The following is a 14,525-nucleotide window of genomic DNA, read 5'->3' as shown; positions in this document are numbered from 1 at the left end:
CGGCCCGGGCCGATGCTCAGCGGCCGTCGGGAGTCTGGGTGCCCCAGAGCTTGCCCTGGACCTGCTCGTAGTGCTGGCGGGCGTCGTAGATATCGGCCTTGAGCTTGAGCGACTGGGCGGAGAGCTTGCCGACCGCGGAGAGGACCGCATAGGAGGCGACGACGCGATCGCGCTGAGCGACCACGAGGCTCGAGCGGGCGCTCACCAGTTCCTGCTGGGCGTTGAGGACGTCGAGCGTCGTGCGCTGGCCGACCTTCGCCTCTTCACGCACGCCGGAGAGCGCGGTGGACGCGGCTTCGACCTGCGCCTGGGCGGCGATGATCTGGGCCTTGGCGGCTTCCAGCCCGCCCCAGGCGGAGACGACGGCGGCGCGGACGGCGTCGCGCTGGGTGTCGACCTCGATCCGGCGCTGGCCGGCGGTTTCCTTGGCCTGACGGGTGCGGGCATAGACCTGGCCGCCCTCGTAGATCGGGATGGTCAGCGTGCCGACGAGGCTGGCCGAGAAGCGGTTGTCGCCGGAGAACTGGCTGTCATAGCGCTGCTGGACCACGCCGCGGACACCGACGACGGGATAGAGATCGGCCTCGGTGACCTTGACCTGAAGCTCGGCGGCATCGACGCCGTGCAGCGAGGCGATGATCGCCGGGTGGTTCGACAGGGCCTGGGTCAGCGCGGTCGGCAGCGATTTCGGCAGCAGCCCCTCGACCGGCCGGCCCGGTGCGAGCGAACGCGGCTCGGTGCCGACATTCTGGCGGAAGCGGGCGACCGAAGTCTTCAGGTTCGATTCGGCGAGAATCGCCTGGGAGCGGGCCGAGGACAGGCGGGCTTCCGCCTGCGCCACGTCGGTGCGCGTCACTTCGCCGACCTGGAAGCGGTCGCGGGTCTGGCGCAACTGCTCCTCGAGCACCTCGACGTTGTTGCGGTTGAGGTTGAGGATCGCCGTATCGCGCAGCACGTTCATGTAGGACGTCGCGGCGTCGAGCAGCACGTTCTGCTCGGTGTTGCGCAGGGTGGCGCGGGCGCCGAGCACCTGCGATTCGGACTGGCCCACGGCGCTGCGGGTCTTGCCGGAGTCGAAGATGTTCTGATCGACCTGCACGCCGGCGCCGCGCGGCCCCAGGCGGGACACCGTGTTGTTGTGAAAGGGCGAGTTGCTGGCGAAGGCCGGAATGCCCGCTTCGGTGATGCTGGCGCCGATATCGGCCGAGGCCGTGATTCGCGGGCGGTAGCCCGCCTTCGCCTGCGGCACGTTCTCGTCGGTCGCGCGGACCGAGGCGCGCTGCGCATTGAGAGTCGGATTGGCTGAGTAGGCCCGCGCGAGCGCGGCATCCATGGTCTGGGCCGAAACCGGCCCGGCCCAGCCACCCGCCAACGCCAAGGCGAAGACGGCGGAGAGCCCAAACCCGGAAGTCTTTTCGTCGCGTTTATGCACTGGACGCCTCATGTGCGCACTGAAAGTCGCGCCCAGGCATCGCCCCAGCCTCGGCAGAGTTGCAATTCATACCCGCTCCGGCACCATCCGCCAACGCATGGGGCGGCTCCAGAGTGGTTTCGATCGTGCAGTGCCGCAAAAATGCGACACTGCCGATCTCAGAAAACAAACGCCGCCGGGCGGCGGAACTCGGACACGACGGGCGCGGCCGCGTCGAAGACCGGCCGGCCGGAGACGACGTCGCTGGACTTGAGGTAGAGCTTGACCCGCGCGGCGCGACCGATGCCCTCGACCACGATGAGCCGGCCCTCCGGCCGCAGCAGCGGGAAAAGCGATTCGGGCGCGATCTCGCAGGAGCCGCCGATGAGGATTGCGTCGAAGCTGGCAGCGGCCGGCTGCTGGGCGGTGACCGTCACGCCCTGCGCGCCGGCCCGGCCCAGAGCCGCCTCGGCCAGGGGCCGCGCGGCTGCGTCCGGCTCCCAGAGCGTGGCTTTCGCGCCCATGTGGTGCATCAGCGCCGCGCCGTAGCCGGAACCGCCGGCATATTCGAGCACGTCCTCGCCCGGCTGCGGATCGAGCTCCTGAATCATCCGCACCGCGACCATCGGGGTCATCAGCGCGCGCCCGGTGCCCGGCAGCGGGATCGACTGGTCGAGATAGGCGAGATGCGACAGGTTCTCGGGAACGAAGGCTTCGCGCGGCACCGAATCCGCCGCCGCCAGCGCCGCCCGGTCGGTGATGTCATAGGTGCGCAACTGGCAATCGACCATATTGCGCCGCAGCGAGGTGAAATCGTCCATGACCGAACTCTCCGTCCACGACATCGCCGCTGCAGGTTGCGGCCGAGGCTCTGGAGGCCGCGAACCGGTGCAGCGATCGCGCCGTTCTTCGGCAGCTTTCTGTTCGACGCCCACGCAAAAGGCAAGCGCCGCCTGACCGCAGGCATAAACCAGCTATGGTTAATGCAATCTAACGATGTGAGGGGGAAAGCTGGCTCCCGGAGCAGGATTCGAACCTGCGACCAATCGATTAACAGTCGATTGCTCTACCGCTGAGCTATCCGGGAACAACGTGGCGGCGTCTTAGCGGCGCTGTCCGGATAGTGCAAGCCCCTTGCGAGCCGACCAAGCAGATTTGTCGCCGTCGCTGTGGAAGATGCGATCCCGGGTTGCGGCGCGGCGCGGCTTGTGGTTATTGCGCTCTCGCTGAAGCGGCCGCGGCCGTTTTGGCCGGAAGGCCTCGTGGCGGAGTGGTTACGCAGAGGACTGCAAATCCTTGCACCCCGGTTCGATTCCGGGCGAGGCCTCCAAAAATCCCATTGCGCTGATATCGTTGCGCTTTCTCAAAATTCTGTCGAGACCGCGTCCCTGCCGCTTGCCGACAGGACCGGAGGTTCGCATGCGCCTGCGGAACCTGCCGCCTCGTGCGATGTTCTCCCTGCGGATTTTCCAGTGGTGCCAGGCGGGCGGCAGCCGGCCCGGCGAGGGCTCAAGGCCCAGACGAGCCCCATCGGCGCAGCCGGTGGGGCTCTCTCTCTTTCGGCGTCGGCCCTTGGGGCCGGCCCGCATGTCAAAGCGAGTCAACGGGTTGCAGCGCGTGGCTGAAACACCTCCGGCGCGACGCGTTCGGGGAATGTCAGGGACGACACGGCGACAATCACCGTGAGGCCGATGACGGCGAGCCAGAGCCAGAAATCCAGGGGCGGCTTTTTCCGATTTGTCATCCTGAAAAGGACGCCCAAGTCGCCTCGGAGTTCCCATCCGTCAGCCTTCAAGGTTCCGACCCGCGCCGTTTCCGGGTGTATTCAGCCCTTTCGGGCGTCCGCGGCAGTTGGCGCCGGAGCGGCCTGTCGCGCGCCCTCCCCCCTGCCGGGGCCGGCGCCATGCTTGATCGCAAGAGAGAGAATCGTGCGCCCGACCGCCTCGGGCAGATCCGCGTCCAGCATGACGCGCAGACGGCCGGTGCCGGCTTCGATGGCCGAAACCTCGAAGCCTGCGGCCCTGACTCGTTGCGGGGCTCGCGGGCGGCGCACGCTGAACAGATTGTCCAGCTTCCGGCCCATCTCTCCGAGTTCGAGATCGAGGCCTGCTTCCTCCAATGCATCCATCTTTCAACAGCCGCCCATCTGGAGCGATCGTTCAGGCTGTGATTCGCCTTAAGATCTTCGTTTACAAAACGTTAAAATTTTAGTTAGTGACGCTTGCCCGTTCAGGGCGGAGTAGCGTCATGGTCGAAGCCATTCTGATAGCGGTCCTCATGGCCGGGACGGCGGGCGTGTCCTGGCTGATCGCCGATTTTCTGCACGAGCCTCTCGAGATCTGAGCCAGCGATCGCGGATTCGCAAGTGCCGCTGCTGAGCAGGGTCTGACGGCCCGCGTCTTCGGAAAATCTTTTCTCCTGCCGGCGACCGATTCCACCCGGCCGCGTTGATCGGGATTGCGGGCCGCGGGAGCGCGGCTGGGGAGAGACGATGACCGAACGCGCCCTGCACTGGTTTCGCAACGATCTCAGGCTTGCGGACAACCCTGCGCTCGCCGAGGCGGTGGCGGCCGGGCCGAGCTTATGTCTCTACATCCTCGATACGGGTCCCGATCGCCGGCCGATCGGCAGTGCCTCGCGCTGGTGGCTGTCGCGCTCGCTCGACGCGCTGGGGGCGGCGCTCGCGGCCAAGGGCGGGCGGCTCGTGCTGATGCGCGGCGATCCGGCCGTGCTGCTGCCTCGCGTCGTGGCCGAAGCCGGGATCGGGCTCGTCACCTGGAATCGCCGCTATGAGGCAGAGGAGATCGCGCTCGACCGCCAGCTCAAGGAGGAGCTGTCCGGACGTGAAATCACGGTCCGCAGCTTCAACAGCCAGCTTCTCAACGAGCCCTGGCAGCTCACCACGACGACCGGACAGCCGATGAAGGTGTTCACGCCCTATTGGCGTGCGGCGCGGCTGAAGGGCGATCCGGCGGCTCCGATTCCGGCTCCCAAGCGCATCTCCGCGATTCCCCTGCCCGATTCGATCGCGGCATTGGCGCTCACCCTGCCCGATCTCGAGCTTGAGCCCCGGAAGCCGGACTGGGCCGGCGGCATGCGGGCTGCGTGGACACCGGGAGAGGCGGGTGCGGCGGAGCGTCTCGACGATTTTCTGGGCGACGGCCTTCATGGCTATGCCGGGGATCGAGACCGGCCAGACCGGGCCGCGACGTCGCGCCTCTCGCCCCATCTGCATTTCGGCGAGATCGGCCCGCGGCAGGTCTGGCATGCGCTCCAGCATGCCCGCGCCGCCGGAGAAGCCGCCGGATCGGAGCGCGACGCCGAGAAATTCCTCGCCGAGATCGGCTGGCGCGAGTTTTCGCACCATCTGCTCTTCCACAATCCGGAGCTTGCGACCCGCAACTACGATTCGCGATTCGACGCCTTCCCCTGGCGGCCGGACGAAACGGCGCTCAAACGCTGGCAGCGCGGGCAGACCGGAATACCGCTCGTGGATGCCGGAATGCGCGAGCTCTGGACGACCGGCTGGATGCATAATCGCGTGCGGATGGTCGTCGCCTCCTTCCTGATCAAGCACCTCTTGCAGGACTGGCGGGCCGGCGAGGCCTGGTTCTGGGACACGCTGGTCGATGCCGATGCCGCCAACAATGCCGCGAGCTGGCAATGGGTCGCCGGCTCCGGCGCCGATGCCTCGCCCTATTTCCGCATCTTCAACCCGGTGACGCAGGGCGAAACCCACGATCCCACGGGCGCTTACGTCCGCCAATGGGTGCCGGAACTGGCCGGGCTTTCCGACAAGGACATCCACCAGCCTTGGAATGCCCCGGAGAAAGCCTTGCGCGAGGCGGGCGTTCGAATCGGCGAGAGCTACCCTGCCCCATTGGTCGATCTCGCCTTGGGGCGCCAGCGCGCGCTCGACGCCTTCGCCACCATCCGGGGCGGCTGAACCGGCCTCAGCCGCTGCGCTCGGCGAAGCGGGACATCAGCGCGAAATAGACCGGATAAGGCAGAAGGCGCGCGACCTTCAGGATCCAGGCAAGGCGGCGCGGCACGGTGATCTCGAACCCGCCTCGCTCGAACCCGTCGACGATTCGCCGCGCGCCATCCTCAACCGTCAGCAGGAACGGCATCGGGAAGCGGCGGCCTTCCGTCATAGGTGTCTCGATGAAGCCGGGATTGACCAGTTGCAGGCGGATGCCGGCGACCTCGCAGTCGAAACGCATCGATTCGCAGAAATAGATCGCGCCCGCCTTGGCCGCGCCATAGGCGGCTGCGCCGGGCAGGCCGCGATAGCCGACGAGCGAGGCGTTGACCGCGATCTGCCCTGCGCCGCGGGCTGCCATGCGCGATTGCACGGCGAAAAAGCTCTTGGCGACGCCGAGCAGATTGACCCCGACGACCCTCTCGACCGTCTCGACATCGATCGCCCGACCCTGCCCGGAAGCGATGCCCGCATTGAGGAAGGCGAGCGCGACCGGCCCGTGAATGCTTTCGATGGCGTCAGTGACGTCGCGCATGCCCTGCGCGTCGGTGACGTCTCCGGCATGGGCGACGATGCGGCCAGGCAGCTTCTCGGCGCTGCGGGCGAGACGCTCCAGCGCCTCCAGCCGCCGGGCCGTGACCGCAACCGTCCAGCCCCGCGCGGCCAGTTCGAGCGCAACCGCGGCCCCGATGCCGGAGCTGGCCCCGGTGATCCAGGCGACGCCGTCCTGCGGCTTCATGCGGGGCAAGGCCATGGCGGCTCCGGGTTGGCGGTACAGTCATCTAGGCATGAAAGCCCGCGCCCGGAAGCCATGCATCGCAAATCATCCCCGCTATCCCGCCAAGGAGGTGGCACCCCGGCGGCAATCGGTGCAGTCTGCCGGGCGAAGGCGTTCCCGCGCCACCATGAGACACGAGACGATGCCGACCGAACTTCTCTTCCGCCAGGATGCCTATCTCGAGGAAACGCCGGCGACGGTCGAGGCCGTGAACGAGCGCGGCGGCATCATCCTCGACCGCACGAATTTCTACGCGACCGGCGGCGGCCAGCCGGGCGATGCCGGTCATCTGCGCCGCGCCGACGGCAGCGAGATCGCCATCGCCACCACGATCTACGATCCCGAGGACAAGAGCAGGGTCATCCATGTTCCCGCAGAAGGCCAGGCCCTACCCACGCCCGGCGAGGCGGTGACGGCCGTGCTCGACTGGGAGCGCCGCTTCAAGCGCATGCGCATCCATACCGCGCTGCATCTGCTCAGCGTCGTGCTCGCCTTCCCCGTCACTGGCGGCTCGATCGGCGATGGCGACGGTCGACTCGACTTCGACATTCCCGAGGGCGGGCTCGACAAGGCAGAGATCTCCGAGAAGCTCAATGCGCTGGTCGCCCGCAACGCCGATGTCGGCGAGCGCTGGATCACCGACGAGGAGCTCGACGCCAATCCCGGCCTGGTCAAGACGATGTCGGTGAAGCCGCCGCGCGGCTCGGGCCGCGTCCGACTCGTCGCGATCGGCGATATCGACCTGCAGCCCTGCGGCGGCACCCATGTCCGCAACACCGCCGAGATCGGCGCGGTCGCGGTCACCGATATCGAGAAGAAGGGCAAGCAGAACCGGCGCGTCCGGATCGCGCTGGCCTGAGAACACCAGAGTTGATGCCCAGAGGATATGCCTATGGCCCGTGAAGACGTCTTCGTTTCGACCGAGTGGCTGGCCGAGCGCCTGAACGCGCCCGATGTCATCGTCGTCGATGCCTCCTGGTACCTGCCGGCCCATGGCCGCGATCCGCATGCCGAATTCGCCGATCGGCGCATTCCCGGCGCCGTGCATTTCGACATCGACGCGGTGAAGGACACGGGTTCCGACCTGCCGCATATGCTGCCGCGGCCGGATGCCTTTGCCGCCGCCGTCGGTGCCCTGGGCATCGGCGACGGCATGCGAATCGTCGTTTATGACGGGCTCGGCCTGTTCTCCGCGCCGCGCGTGCGCTGGACCTTCCGCACCTTCGGCGCCAAGGACGTCGTCATCCTCGAAGGCGGCTTCCCGAAATGGGAGCGCGAGGGCCGCCCGATCGAGCATGGCCCGCCGCGCGCCCGCGCCAACCGCAGCTTCACCGCCCGGCTCGACCATTCCGCCGTCGCCAGCGCCGACGATGTCGCCAAGGCGCTCTCCGCCGGCAATGCCCAGGTGGTCGATGCCCGCCCGGCCGATCGCTTCCGCGGCGAGGCGGCGGAACCCCGCCCCGGCGTGCGCTCCGGCCATATGCCCGGCGCCCTCAACGTGCCGGCGACCGCGCTCGTCGCCGATGGCAGCCTGAAGGATTCGGCCGCCATCGCCGCCGCCTTCGCCGCGGCGGGCGCCGATCTCGACCGGCCACTGATCACGAGTTGCGGTTCCGGCGTCACCGCCGCGATCCTCGCGACCGCGCTGGAGACGATCGGGAAGCCGGCGCGTGCGCTCTATGACGGGTCTTGGGCCGAATGGGGCGCCAGCGACCGGCCGATCGCGACCGGACCGGCGAAGACGGGCTGAGCCTGCGCAGCAAGCAAGCGAGGAGGACGCCATGAGCCACGATCATTCCCACGATCACGACCATCCGCACGATCACAGCCATGATGGCGAGCCGCGCTGGAAGCATGACGGAGTGCGCGTCATCTCCGGCGAAAAGCTCGACCCCAACACCGCGCAGACGCCGGGCATGTTCCGGCAGGCCGCGATCAACCACGCCCGCGTCGGCGCCCAGAAGATCTGGGCCGGTACGGTCGCGATCGAGCCCAACGCCAAGACCGGCGTGCATCACCATGGCGAGCTCGAAAGCGTGATCTATGTGGTGAGCGGCAAGGCGCGGATGCGCTGGGGCGAGCGGCTTGAATTCGTCGCGGAGGCCGGGCCGGGCGACTTCATCTACGTCCCGCCCTTCGTGCCGCACCAGGAGATCAACGCCGACCCCGACAACCCGCTGCAATGCGTGCTGGTGCGCTCCGACAACGAGGCGGTGGTGGTCAACATCACCGATGTCGACCCGGTCGAGAAGCCGGAAGAGGTCTATTGGGTCGATCCGATCCACAAACACCCGCACGGGTGAGCGTGCTTTGCCTCAGCCTGTCTCGAAATCGCCGGGCTGCGGCGGGGCAATCGGTGTGAACAACGTGCGGTCGGGCTTGATGTCGAGAAGCGGCGTCTCGTCGAGACAGTCGAGCCCGCGCACAAGCAGCACCCGCCCTTCCCGCGCGACCAGCGTCGCGATCGAGGTGCCGATCGGGTTGGGCCGGACCGGCGTGCGCAGGGCGAAGGTGCCGTGGGTCTCGCCATTATTGGCCGGGCTCTGGCGAACGAGATCGCGGCGCGACTGGTGCAGCCAGTAGAGCACCTCCAAGCGCTCGAAGCGCTCGATCCCCTCCAGCGCCTCGTCCCAGGGCGGGAAAAGCTCGATGCGGCAGATCGGGCCGTCCGCCCTGCCCTGGCGCGGGCAGACAAGCCGCGAGGTCCAGGGCGTGCGGATGGTGCCGATGAAGACGAGGCCGGCATCGGTCGCCTGCGGCGGCGCGACGGCGACCTCCTTCTCGCGGATCTCGTTTTCGCGGACCATAGTTGTCAGTCGATCGCGATCATCACGTCGGAGGCCTTCACCACGGCATAGGCCTCCTTGCCGACGGTGAGCCCGAGATCGTCCACCGCCGCATTGGTGATCGAGGAGGTCACGATCGCGCCGCCGATATCGATGCGGACATGGGCCGTCGTCGCGCCCTTGGTGATCTCGACGATCTTACCCTTGAGCTGGTTGCGGGCGCTGATCTTCATGGCTCTGCATCTCCTTGCGACAACACGGCCGCCGCCGCGCCTTGACTTGGGTCCGGGCGCGCGGCAACCATCGTTATATCCGTCGATATACAACGAGAAATTCGAGCGAGGAACAACATGTTGAAGCGCCGCACCCTGCTGGGCATGGGCCTGGCCCTTGCCGTGAGTTTCACGCCTGCCTTCAATGCCGCGCAGGCCCAGACGAAGGATCTCGTCATCTTCGCCGCCGCCAGCATGAAGAACGCGCTGGACGAGGCTGCCGCCAACTGGGTCAAGGAGAGCGGCAAGCCCGCGCCGAAGATCTCCTACGCCGCCAGCAACACGCTGGCGAAGCAGCTCGAGAACGGCGCCCCGGCCGACCTCTTCGTCTCGGCCGATCTCGACTGGATGGACTATGCGGCGAACAAGGGCCTGATCAAGCCGGATACCCGCGTCAGCCTGCTCGCCAACCGCATCGTGCTGGTCGCCGGCAAGGATTCGACCGCCAAGCTCGACCTCAAGCCCGGCGTCGATGTCGCGGGCGCGGTCGGGGCCGGCCGCCTCGCCATGGGCAATGTCGATTCCGTCCCGGCCGGCAAATACGGCAAGGCCGCGCTGGAGAAGCTCGGCGCTTGGGACAAGATCAAGGACAAGATCGCGCAGGCCGACAATGTCCGCGCTGCGCTGCTGCTGGTCTCGCGCGGCGAGGCCCCGCTCGGCATCGTCTATGCGACCGACGCCGCCGCCGACCCGCAGGTCAAGGTCGTCGCGACCTTCCCGGAGGATTCGCATCCACCGATCGTCTATCCGGTCGCTGTCACCAAGGACTCGGCCAATCCCGATGCGCAGGCCTTCCTGACCTATCTGCGCAGCCCGGCCGCCAAGCCGGTCTTCGAGAAGCAGGGATTCACGGTGCTCAACAAGGCTGCCAGCTCTTCGTGATCGCCGCTTCGTGACCGACTGGCTTACGCTTTCGCCTGAAGAATGGACGGCGGTGAGGCTCAGCCTCATCGTCGCAACGACCGCCATGATCGCGAGCCTCCCGCTGGGGCTCGCAGTTGGCTTGCTGCTGGCGCGCGGGCGTTTCTGGGGCAAGTCCCTGCTCGACGCCATCGTCCATATGCCGCTGATCCTGCCGCCGGTGGTGACGGGCTATCTGCTGCTGGTCGGCTTCGGCCGGCGCGGGCCGATCGGCGAATTCCTCTATGACTGGTTCGGGATCGTGCTCTCGTTCCGCTGGACCGGCGCGGCGCTCGCCTGCGCGGTGATGGGCTTCCCCTTGATGGTTCGTGCCATCCGGCTCTCGATCGAGGCGGTCGACCGCAAGCTCGAATCCGCTGCCGGCACGCTGGGTGCAAGCCCGATCTGGGTCTTCCTGACCGTCACCTTGCCGCTATGCCTGCCCGGCATCATCGCCGGCATGATCCTGTGCTTCGCCAAGGCGATGGGCGAATTCGGCGCGACGATCACCTTCGTCTCCAACATCCCCGGTGAGACGCAGACCTTGCCCTCGGCGATCTATACATTCACGCAGGTTCCGGGCGGCGATGCCGGCGCGATGCGCCTGACGCTGATCTCGATCGTGATTTCCGTCGCCGCGCTCTTTCTCTCCGAGTTGATGGCCCGCATCGTCGGCCGCCGGATCGCCGTCGAATGACTGATGTCCTCGACATCGCCGTCCGCCACAGGCTCGGCGAGTTCACGCTCGATTCGAGCTTCACCTCGGACGGACGCCTGACCGCCCTGTTCGGCAGCTCTGGTTCCGGAAAGACCTCGCTGGTCAATGTCATCGGCGGGCTGATCCGCCCCGATTCCGGCCATGTCCGCGTCGATGGCGAAACGCTGGTCGACACCAGACGCGGCGTCTTCCTGCCGAAGCATCGCCGGCGCATCGGCTATGTCTTTCAGGAGGCGCGGCTGTTTCCGCATCTGACCGTGCGGCAGAACCTGCTCTACGGGCACTGGTTCGTGCCGCGCGCGCAGCGCAAGCCGGCCGAGCTCGACAAGGTGCTGGAACTGCTCGGCATCGGCCATCTGCTGCACCGGAGACCGGGCGGCCTTTCCGGCGGCGAGAAGCAGCGCGTCGCCATCGGCCGCGCCCTGCTGGCACAGCCGCGCCTGCTCTTGATGGACGAACCGCTGGCAGCGCTCGACGACGCCCGCAAGGCCGAGATACTCCCGCATATCGAGCGTCTGCGCGACGAGGTGGGCATCCCGATCGTCTATGTCTCGCATGCGCTGGCGGAGGTCGCGCGCCTCGCCACCACCGTCGCCATGGTCGAGAACGGGCGCGTCGCGGCTTGTGGCCCCACCGCGGACATTCTGTCCCGGCCCGATCTGGCGGCCCGCCCCGGAGCGCCGGAAGCGAGTACGCTGCTATCCGCCGAGGTCGCCGGCTTCGAGGAAGCCTTCGGATTGGCGCGGCTCTCGACGCCAGTCGGCCCCCTGACAATTGCACGCGGCACGCTGCGGCAAGGTCAACGCATCAAGATCCGCATACTCGCCAGCGACGTGATGCTCAGCCTCGGCCAGCCAGCGGAGATCAGCGCGCTCAACGTACTCTCGGGAACAGTCTCCGAGATCGGCGAACGCAGCGGTGCCGGCGGCAGCACGGTGCATCTGCTCGTCGCCTGCGGCGAGGCGAAGCTAGCGGCGCGCCTGACGGCAAAATCCGTCGCCCTGCTCGGATTGGCGCCCGGCAAGCCGATCCATGCGGTGATCAAGAGCGTCTCGGTCGAGATGCCCTGAACCGGCCGCTGCACAACCTTCCAAAAAAGTCATAGAGCAAACCTTGACCTTCCCATGATGGGAAACCTTATATCGCCTGTCATCACCATGAAGGAGACGGCGATGACGGTCATCGACAGGAGCAGGAACGACCTCGAAACCCTCGATCTGGGCGTCGAGGGCATGACCTGCGCGAGCTGCGTCGCCCATGTCGAGCGCGCCATCGCGGCGGTGCCGGGCGTCGATGCGGTCTCGGTCAATCTCGCGACCGAGCGGGCGCATGTCAGCTTCGCCAAGGGCGGCACCGACCTCGGCCAGATCGGTGCGGCGGTGCGCCAGAGCGGCTACACTCCGGTCGAGAACACGATCGAGTTGTCGGTCTCGGGCATGACCTGCGCCTCCTGCGTCGGCCATGTCGAGAAGGCGCTTCGCGCCGTGCCGGGCGTGGTCGAGGCGACCGTGAACCTCGCGACCGAGCGCGCCAGTGTGAAGACGCTCGCCGGCAACGAGATCATCCCGGCCCTGACGAAGGCCGTGGCCGGCGCCGGCTACGAAGCGAGCCCGATCGTCGCGGCCGATGGCGAGGCCGACATACGCCGGCAGGCTGCCAAAGACGAGGAGCAGGGCAAGCTGCTGCGCTCGGTGCTCGTCGCCGGCCTGCTGACGCTGCCGCTGCTCGTCGTCGAGATGGGCAGCCACATGTTTCCCTCCCTGCACCACTGGCTCGCCGGCACTTTCGGCGAGTGGAATGTGCGCGTCTTCTCCTTCGCGCTGGCGACCATCGTCCAGTTCGGGCCCGGCCTCGTCTTCCTGCGCAAGGGCTTCCCGGCGCTGCTGCGGCTGGCACCCGACATGAACTCGCTGGTCATGCTCGGCACTGGCGCGGCCTATCTCTATTCGAGCGTCGCGACCTTCCTGCCGGACCTGATGCCGGCGGGCACGGAGGGCACCTATTTCGAATCCGGCGCGGTGATCGTGACGCTGATCCTGCTCGGGCGCTGGTTCGAGACCCGCGCCAAGGGCCGGACCGGCGCCGCCATCCGCAGCCTGATCGCGCTCCAGCCCAAGACCGCCCGCGTGCTGCGTGACGGCACTGAGAGCGACATCGCCGTCGACAGCGTCCGCCCCGGCGACATCGTCATCCTCAGGCCCGGCGAGCGCGTCCCGGTCGATGGCGAGGTCACCGACGGCACCTCCTTCGTCGATGAATCGATGATCACCGGCGAGCCTGCTCCCGTCCGCAAGGAGACCGGCAGCACCGTCACCGGCGGCACCGTCAACGGCTCCGGGGCGCTGCGCTTCACCGCGCGGAAGGTCGGCGCCGACACGCTGCTCGCCCAGATCGTGCGGACCGTGCAGGCCGCCCAAGGCGCCAAGCTGCCGATCCAGGCACTGGTCGACCGCGTCACGCTCTGGTTCGTCCCGGTCGTGATCGTGCTGGCGTTGCTGACCTTCGCCGTCTGGCTGATCTTCGGCCCCAGCCCGGCCCTGTCGCATGCGCTGGTCAATGCCGTCGCGCTGCTGATCATCGCCTGCCCCTGCGCCATGGGCCTGGCCACCCCCACCTCGATCATGGTCGGCACTGGCAGGGGCGCCGAGCTCGGCATCCTGTTCCGTCAGGGCGACGCCTTGCAAGCGCTCAAGGACGTCCAGATCGTCGCGCTCGACAAGACGGGCACGCTGACCAAGGGCAAGCCCGAGCTCACCGATATCGAGCCGGCGAACGGCTTCGCGGCTGACGACGTGCTGCGCCTCGTCGGCTCAGCCGAGAACCGCTCCGAACATCCACTGGCACTGGCGCTGGTCGCGGCCGCCAAGGCGCGGAACCTCGCCCTCGCCGAGCCGGCCGAATTCGCCAGCGATCCCGGCCGCGGCGTCACCGCGACGGTCGATGGGCGCAAGGTCGCGATCGGCGGCCATCGGCTGATGGAAGAAGCGAAGCTCGACATCGCGCCCTTCGCCGCCCGCGCCAGGACGCTGGCCGAGGCCGGAAAGACCCCTCTGTATGCCGCAATCGACGGGAAAATCGCCGCTGTCATCGCTGTCGCCGACGCGGTAAAACAGACCACGCCTGCGGCCATCGCAGCCCTGCACAAGCTCGGCCTCAAGGTCGCGATGGTGACCGGCGACGACCGGCGCACGGCGGAAGCGGTCGCGCGGGGCCTCGGCATCGACGAGGTCTGGGCCGAGGTGCTGCCGACCGACAAGGCCGAGGTGGTGAAGCGCCTGCAGGGCCGCGGCGCCAAGGTCGCCTTCGTCGGCGACGGCATCAACGATGCGCCGGCGCTGGCTCAGGCCGATGTCGGCATCGCCATCGGCACCGGCACGGATATCGCGATCGAAAGCGCCGATGTCGTGCTGATGTCCGGCGATGTGATGGGCGTGCCCCGCGCCATCGCGCTGTCGCAGGCGGTGATCGCCAATATCCGCCAGAATCTCGCCTGGGCCTTCGGCTACAACGCCTTGCTGATCCCGGTGGCGGCCGGCGTGCTCTATCCGACTTTCGGCATCCTGCTCTCGCCGGTCTTCGCCGGGCTCGCCATGGCGCTGTCGAGCGTCAGCGTCGTCAGCAATGCGCTCAGGTTGAAGCGCTTCCAGGTTCCGGCTTCGCATGGACAGGAGGTCTGAG

The 14,525-nt window shown here is 67.7% G+C and carries 14 protein-coding genes and 2 tRNA genes; 10 read left to right on the top strand and 6 right to left on the bottom strand.

Annotated elements, in window-relative coordinates; translation table 11 throughout:
* Positions 1-16: 16 nt before the first annotated feature.
* The 3 genes from Q9235_RS08300 to Q9235_RS08290 all read right to left on the bottom strand — a co-directional run bounded on the left by Q9235_RS08300 (position 17) and on the right by Q9235_RS08290 (position 2,498).
* Positions 17-1,432 carry a TolC family outer membrane protein gene (locus Q9235_RS08300; protein WP_306226331.1) on the bottom strand — a complete coding sequence of 472 codons (1,416 nt, stop codon included), beginning with the start codon at positions 1,430-1,432 and terminating at the stop codon, positions 17-19.
* Between the two features lie 158 nt (positions 1,433-1,590).
* Positions 1,591-2,232 (bottom strand): protein-L-isoaspartate O-methyltransferase family protein, encoded by a 642-nt coding sequence (locus Q9235_RS08295; protein ID WP_306226330.1) that lies wholly within the window; start codon positions 2,230-2,232, stop codon positions 1,591-1,593.
* A gap of 191 nt (positions 2,233-2,423) precedes the next feature.
* Positions 2,424-2,498 (bottom strand) — tRNA-Asn (locus Q9235_RS08290).
* 169 nt (positions 2,499-2,667) lie between these two features.
* Between Q9235_RS08290 and Q9235_RS08285 the strand changes: the two genes are divergently transcribed.
* The 3 genes from Q9235_RS08285 (at position 2,668) to Q9235_RS08275 (ending at position 5,357) form a co-directional block, all read left to right on the top strand.
* Positions 2,668-2,741: transfer RNA gene (locus tag Q9235_RS08285), tRNA-Cys, on the top strand.
* 573 nt (positions 2,742-3,314) lie between these two features.
* Positions 3,315-3,581 (top strand): hypothetical protein, encoded by a 267-nt coding sequence (locus Q9235_RS08280; protein WP_306226329.1) that lies wholly within the window; start codon positions 3,315-3,317, stop codon positions 3,579-3,581.
* A 321-nt stretch (positions 3,582-3,902) separates the two neighbouring features.
* Positions 3,903-5,357, top strand: a complete 1,455-nt coding sequence (locus Q9235_RS08275; RefSeq protein ID WP_306226328.1) for a cryptochrome/photolyase family protein — start codon at positions 3,903-3,905, stop codon at positions 5,355-5,357.
* A gap of 7 nt (positions 5,358-5,364) precedes the next feature.
* Here Q9235_RS08275 and Q9235_RS08270 read toward each other — a convergent pair whose 3' ends face one another.
* The gene (locus tag Q9235_RS08270) at positions 5,365-6,147 is read right to left on the bottom strand and encodes an SDR family NAD(P)-dependent oxidoreductase (RefSeq protein WP_306226327.1); all 783 of its coding nucleotides are present in this window, start codon (positions 6,145-6,147) and stop codon (positions 5,365-5,367) included.
* Positions 6,148-6,313: 166 nt separating this feature from the next.
* Here Q9235_RS08270 and Q9235_RS08265 point away from each other — a divergent pair, with 166 nt between their 5' ends.
* The 3 genes from Q9235_RS08265 to Q9235_RS08255 are packed head-to-tail and all read left to right on the top strand — an operon-like array spanning position 6,314 to position 8,474.
* Positions 6,314-7,030: an alanyl-tRNA editing protein gene (locus Q9235_RS08265; protein ID WP_306226326.1), complete on the top strand. Its 717-nt coding sequence runs from the start codon at positions 6,314-6,316 to the stop codon at positions 7,028-7,030.
* A gap of 33 nt (positions 7,031-7,063) precedes the next feature.
* Positions 7,064-7,921, top strand: coding sequence for a 3-mercaptopyruvate sulfurtransferase (gene sseA / locus Q9235_RS08260; protein ID WP_306226325.1), 858 nt, complete (start codon positions 7,064-7,066; stop codon positions 7,919-7,921).
* A 31-nt stretch (positions 7,922-7,952) separates the two neighbouring features.
* A complete protein-coding gene (locus Q9235_RS08255; RefSeq protein WP_306226324.1) occupies positions 7,953-8,474 on the top strand; it encodes a cupin domain-containing protein in 522 nt (173 codons plus the stop codon).
* Positions 8,475-8,486: 12 nt separating this feature from the next.
* Here Q9235_RS08255 and tsaA read toward each other — a convergent pair whose 3' ends face one another.
* Together tsaA and Q9235_RS08245 are read right to left on the bottom strand one after the other, a co-directional pair.
* Entirely contained in the window at positions 8,487-8,978 is a 492-nt protein-coding gene (gene tsaA, locus Q9235_RS08250) for a tRNA (N6-threonylcarbamoyladenosine(37)-N6)-methyltransferase TrmO (RefSeq protein ID WP_306226323.1), read from the bottom strand.
* A gap of 5 nt (positions 8,979-8,983) precedes the next feature.
* Entirely contained in the window at positions 8,984-9,190 is a 207-nt protein-coding gene (locus Q9235_RS08245) for a TOBE domain-containing protein (protein ID WP_265059377.1), read from the bottom strand.
* A gap of 117 nt (positions 9,191-9,307) precedes the next feature.
* Between Q9235_RS08245 and modA the strand changes: the two genes are divergently transcribed.
* The 4 genes from modA (at position 9,308) to Q9235_RS08225 (ending at position 14,524) form a co-directional block, all read left to right on the top strand.
* Positions 9,308-10,111, top strand: a complete 804-nt coding sequence (gene modA, locus Q9235_RS08240; protein WP_306226322.1) for a molybdate ABC transporter substrate-binding protein — start codon at positions 9,308-9,310, stop codon at positions 10,109-10,111.
* Positions 10,112-10,121: 10 nt separating this feature from the next.
* Positions 10,122-10,826 carry a molybdate ABC transporter permease subunit gene (modB, locus tag Q9235_RS08235; protein WP_306226321.1) on the top strand — a complete coding sequence of 235 codons (705 nt, stop codon included), beginning with the start codon at positions 10,122-10,124 and terminating at the stop codon, positions 10,824-10,826.
* Complete coding sequence (gene modC / locus Q9235_RS08230) at positions 10,823-11,917, top strand: molybdenum ABC transporter ATP-binding protein (RefSeq protein ID WP_306226320.1); 1,095 nt, start codon at positions 10,823-10,825, stop codon at positions 11,915-11,917. Before modB ends, modC begins: the two co-directional genes overlap by 4 nt.
* A gap of 102 nt (positions 11,918-12,019) precedes the next feature.
* Positions 12,020-14,524 (top strand): heavy metal translocating P-type ATPase, encoded by a 2,505-nt coding sequence (locus tag Q9235_RS08225; protein WP_306226319.1) that lies wholly within the window; start codon positions 12,020-12,022, stop codon positions 14,522-14,524.
* Position 14,525 lies beyond the last annotated feature (1 nt).

Origin of the sequence: Bosea beijingensis (assembly GCF_030758975.1) — a bacterium.
Lineage (GTDB): Bacteria > Pseudomonadota > Alphaproteobacteria > Rhizobiales > Beijerinckiaceae > Allobosea > Allobosea beijingensis.
Note: the sequence above shows the minus strand (reverse complement) of the source record. Positions and strands in the feature narration are given on the sequence as shown.